This window comes from uncultured Roseovarius sp., from assembly GCF_913054395.1.
Classification (GTDB): Bacteria; Pseudomonadota; Alphaproteobacteria; order Rhodobacterales; family Rhodobacteraceae; genus Roseovarius.
In genome coordinates, this window is the sequence record NZ_CAJXIP010000210.1 from 1 (window position 1) to 4,357 (window position 4,357).

The 4,357-nt window shown below is 63.3% G+C and carries 3 protein-coding genes and 1 pseudogene; 3 read left to right on the plus strand and 1 reads right to left on the minus strand.

Annotated features, from left to right (window positions below):
- Positions 1–138: 138 nt before the first annotated feature.
- Positions 139–1,554, plus strand: a complete 1,416-nt coding sequence (locus QZ522_RS18035) for a sigma-54 dependent transcriptional regulator (RefSeq protein ID WP_294614865.1) — start codon at positions 139–141, stop codon at positions 1,552–1,554.
- A 92-nt stretch (positions 1,555–1,646) separates the two neighbouring features.
- On the opposite strand, the gene QZ522_RS18040 is transcribed toward QZ522_RS18035, so the two are convergent.
- Positions 1,647–2,114, minus strand: a complete 468-nt coding sequence (locus QZ522_RS18040) for a hypothetical protein (RefSeq protein WP_294614867.1) — start codon at positions 2,112–2,114, stop codon at positions 1,647–1,649.
- Positions 2,115–2,212: 98 nt separating this feature from the next.
- Here QZ522_RS18040 and trkA point away from each other — a divergent pair, with 98 nt between their 5' ends.
- Together trkA and QZ522_RS18050 are read left to right on the plus strand one after the other, a co-directional pair.
- Positions 2,213–3,592 (plus strand): Trk system potassium transporter TrkA, encoded by a 1,380-nt coding sequence (trkA, locus tag QZ522_RS18045; RefSeq protein ID WP_294614869.1) that lies wholly within the window; start codon positions 2,213–2,215, stop codon positions 3,590–3,592.
- Between the two features lie 4 nt (positions 3,593–3,596).
- A pseudogene (locus QZ522_RS18050) lies at positions 3,597–4,357 on the plus strand (TrkH family potassium uptake protein); the annotation flags it as partial.

Genomic DNA, 4,357 nt, shown 5'->3' on the forward strand with positions numbered 1-4,357 from the left:
ATGGAGGTAGCCTCGTTTTAGAGGATGCACCAGTGTTCGACGGTCAGCAACATCGGGGCGCCATGGCGGTGATCCGCCTGCCGCTGGTGGCGGCACTGCAAGAGACAGTAGAGGCCCAAAAGGCCGTATGAGGGACCCATGAGTGATATTCTGATAGTCGATGACGAGCGCGACATTCGCGAGCTGATTTCGGATATTTTGCAGGACGAAGGCTATGCCACGCGGCTGGCCGGCAATTCCGACGATGCAATGGCGGCGATTGCCGCCGAGCAGCCGGCCTTGCTGATCCTCGATATCTGGCTCAAGGACAGCCGGATGGACGGGATCGATATCCTCAAGACTGTGAAGCGCGAGTACCCGGATGTGCCGGTGGTCATCATCTCGGGGCATGGCAACATCGAAATTGCCGTCGCTGCGATCAAGCAGGGCGCCTATGATTTCATCGAAAAGCCGTTCAACATTGACCAGTTGATGGTGGTGATCCGGCGCGGCATGGAAACCAGCCGCCTGCGGCGTGAAAATCAGGCGCTCAAGCGGCGCGATACGACCCCGTCCGAAATGCTGGGGGATGCCCCGGCGTTCCGCACCCTTCTGGGGCAGCTGGACAAGGTGACGAAATCCAATGGCCGGGTCATGCTGAGCGGGCCTGCGGGATCGGGCAAGGAGTTGGCGGCGCGCTATATCCACGCCAACTCCAATCGCGCCGATGCTCCTTTTGTCAGCGTCGGCTGTGCCTCGATCGAAGCCGACCGGATGGAAGAGGTCCTGTTCGGGCGCGAAAGCGAGGAGGGCGGCGTGACGCCGGGCCTGCTGGAAGAAGCCAACCGCGGGGTGATCTATTTCGACGAGGTGGCCGACATGCCGCCGGGGACGCAATCAAAGATCCTGCGGGTGCTGGTGGATCAGACCTTTTTGCGGGTTGGTGGATCGGAAAAGGTGCAGGTCGATCTGCGGGTGATTTCCTCGACCAGCCGCGATCTCGAGGCCGAGATCGCCGCCGACCGGTTTCGCCGCGAGCTGTTTCACCGCCTCAACGTGGTGCCGATCGCAGTGCCCAGCCTTGAAGAGCGGCGCGAGGATATTCCGGCACTGGCCGATCATTTCATCCAGATGTTCAACAAGACCCAAGGCTTGCCCTTGCGCCGCCTGAGCGATGAGGCGGCGGCGCTGTTGCAGACCATGCGCTGGCCCGGAAATGTCCGCCAGATGCGCAATGTGATTGAACGGGTGCTGATCCTTGGCGAGGGAACCGATCCTATTCAGGTGCGTGAATTGCCGGGCGAAACCGGCGCGCCGGTCGATGAGGGGCGGGTGGTGCTGTCGGGGGCGATTGCCACCATGGCCCTGCGCGAGGCGCGAGAGGCCTTCGAGCGCGAATACCTGCTCACGCAGATCAACCGCTTTGGCGGCAATATCAGCCGGACGGCCGAATTTGTCGGCATGGAGCGCAGTGCGTTGCATCGCAAGTTGAAATCGCTTGGCGTGGTCGCCAGCGGCAAGGGTGGCGCGCGCGGCGGCGATGAGGACGCAGCGCAGGAACAGGCCGCAGGATAGGGCCGCGAAGGCCTTCGCCTGCGGCGCGCGCGGGTGAGGGGCCAGCCCCTCACACTCCCCGGGATATTTCTGGCAAGAAGAAGGGGGGCGGGTCAGGGGGTGACGATCTGCCAGTTGCCGGATTTGAGGCGGATGACACAGCTTTGCGGGGTCAGCGGCGGCAAGGTTTGCGTAGCGTGCAGCGCGGTGGCGCGTGTGGTGGCTGAATCACATTGCGGCAGGGAGACCGGGCGGTAACCGGCCTCGGCCATGCATTGATCGACAACCTTGTGGCGCAAGCGCGCGTTGAGGTCGTGGGTTTCGGTCCGCGGCGGGCTGATCAGGCGATAGCGCGTGTAGCACTGTCCGCCCGCGTTGCAGGCGGTATAGGGCGCGTAGCGCGCGGGAATGAAGCGGGTGCGCATGTCGCGCGGCACCCTGGCGAGGGCTGAGACCTGGCATTCGGTGAGATTGGCCTCGGAGCGGGCGACATCGGCGCCTTCCTTGTAATAGATATCGAGCGGCGCGCAGGCGCCGAGCAGGAGAGCCGTGAGAAGGGGCAGGCAAAGGCTGCGGGACATAGGACGCAGTATAGCGGTTTTCCGCGGTGCGGACAAAGGAATTGACCCGCCCTGACCCTTCTGTCATTCAACACGCTCAGACAGGATGAGGCAGGGCTATGAAGGTCATCATCTGCGGGGCCGGTCAGGTTGGCTGGCAGATCGCACGCCATCTTTCGGGCGAACGCAACGATGTTACGGTCGTGGACAACAATCCCGACCTGGTGCGCCGGGCCACCGATACGCTTGATGTGCAGGGCATCACCGGCTTTGCGTCTTATCCGGATATCCTGGATCGCGCGGGCGCGCGCGATGCCGACATGATCATCGCTGCGACCTATTCCGATGAGGTCAACATGGTCACCTGCCAGGTGGCGCATTCGGTCTTTGGCATCAGCCGCAAGATCGCGCGGCTGCGCAGCCAGTCCTATCTTGACGCGATCTATTCCGATCTCTACCGCCGCGATCACATGCCGATCGACGTGGTGATCAGCCCCGAACGCGAGGTTGCCGTGGCGGCCCTGCAACGGCTGGCGGCGCCGGCGGCGTTTGACACCGAGATGTTCATGGACGGCAAGGCGCAGCTCATGGGCTTGCGGCTTGAGGATGATTGCCCGGTTCTCAACACGCCCCTGCGCCAGCTGAGCGATCTGTTCTCGACGCTGCGGGTTGTGGTTCTGGCGGTGCGCCGCGAGGGGCGGCTGTTCGCGCCGGAATCCGGCGATCAGCTTTTTGCCGGGGACGAGTGCTATCTTTTCACCCCCGTCGAGGACGTCGCGCGCACATTGGATGTTTTTGGCAAGTCGCAAAAGAAACAGGAACGCGTGGTGATCATTGGCGGCGGCAATATCGGGCTCGCCGTTGCGCAGGCGCTTGAGCCCCGCAGCGGCGGGCGGATTCGCGCCAAGGTTATCGAGCGCAACCGCGCCCAGGCCGAACGTGCCGCCGATGCGCTTGAGCGCACGATCGTGCTGAATGGCGACGGTCTGAACGCGGCGCTTCTGGCCGAGGCCGGGATTGCGCGCGCCGATGCGGTCCTTGCGGTGACGGATGATGACAAGACCAACATGCTGGCTGCCGTGCGCGCCAAATCCGAGGGCTGCCCATTCGCGATCTCGTTGATCAACGATCCGACCATGATCCCGATGCTCGAGCCGCTTGGCATCGACGCCTATATCAATCCGCGTGCCACCACGGTCAGTTCGATCCTGCGCCATATCCGGCATGGCCGGGTGCGCGGCGTCTATTCTATCGGCGATGCCGAGGCTGAGGTGATCGAAGCCGAGGTGATGTCGACCTCGTCCATTGCGGGTGCCGCGATCCGCGATATCAGCTTTCCCGAGGGGGTGCTGGTCGGTGGCGTGAAACGGGATGACAAGATTTTCAAGCCGGCGGGCGGATTGCGGATCGAAGCGGGCGATGTGATCGTGCTTTTCGCATTGGCGGCAGATGTGGCGGCGGTCGAGCAGCTGTTGCAGGTCTCGATAGATTTCTTCTGATCCGATGATCGCCCGGCTGCTCACCTTTCCGCTTATCCTGATCCTGGCCGGCATGGCCGCAATGCTGATGTTCCTGCCGGCCGTTGACGCGCTGATGCGCGACGATACCAGCGTGGCGCGCGCCTTCGGGTATTCGGGAATCCTCGGGATCGCCGGCGTGATGGTCATCGGCCTCGCCATGTCCGGCCGGGTCAGGCGCGAGGCCACCGACAGCCAGAACCTTGTCTCGCTCTTGCTGGCCTATCTGGTGCTGCCGGTCTATCTTGCGGTGCCGTTCCACGAAGGCGTTGGCAATACCACCTTTCTGAATGCCTATTTCGAGATGGTTTCAAGCTTTACCACCACCGGTGCCACCTTGTTCGGCGCGCAGGGCCGGTTGGTCGACAGCCTCCATTTGTGGCGCGCCCTGGTGGGATGGAGCGGCGGGCTTTTAATCTGGGTCTCGGCCTCGGCGGTTCTGGCGCCGCTGCACCTTGGCGGGTTCGAGGTGACGGCGCGCGCCGAACCGGGCCAGGACGAGGGCCGTGCGGGGCGCTTTCAGCGCGCCAGCCCTGCCAAGCGGTTGGCACAGGTCACCGCCGGGCTGGCACCGGTCTATATCGGGCTGACCGGCGCCTTGTGGGTGATCCTGATGATGGGGGGCGAGCGTGCCTTTGTGGCGATGGTGCATGCCATGTCGACAATGGCGACAAGCGGAATTTCCTCGATCGGCGGGGTGCAAAACGGGGTCTCCGGATTTGCCGGAGAGTTTGCCATCTTTCTCTT

Bases quoted from the DNA above. Each gene is read 5' to 3' on its own strand.
- QZ522_RS18040 (WP_294614867.1), bottom strand. From the start codon at position 2,114: ATGTCCCGCAGCCTTTGCCTGCCCCTTCTCACGGCTCTCCTGCTCGGC.
- QZ522_RS18035 (WP_294614865.1), top strand. From the start codon at position 139: ATGAGTGATATTCTGATAGTCGATGACGAGCGCGACATTCGCGAGCTG.
- trkA (WP_294614869.1), top strand. From the start codon at position 2,213: ATGAAGGTCATCATCTGCGGGGCCGGTCAGGTTGGCTGGCAGATCGCA.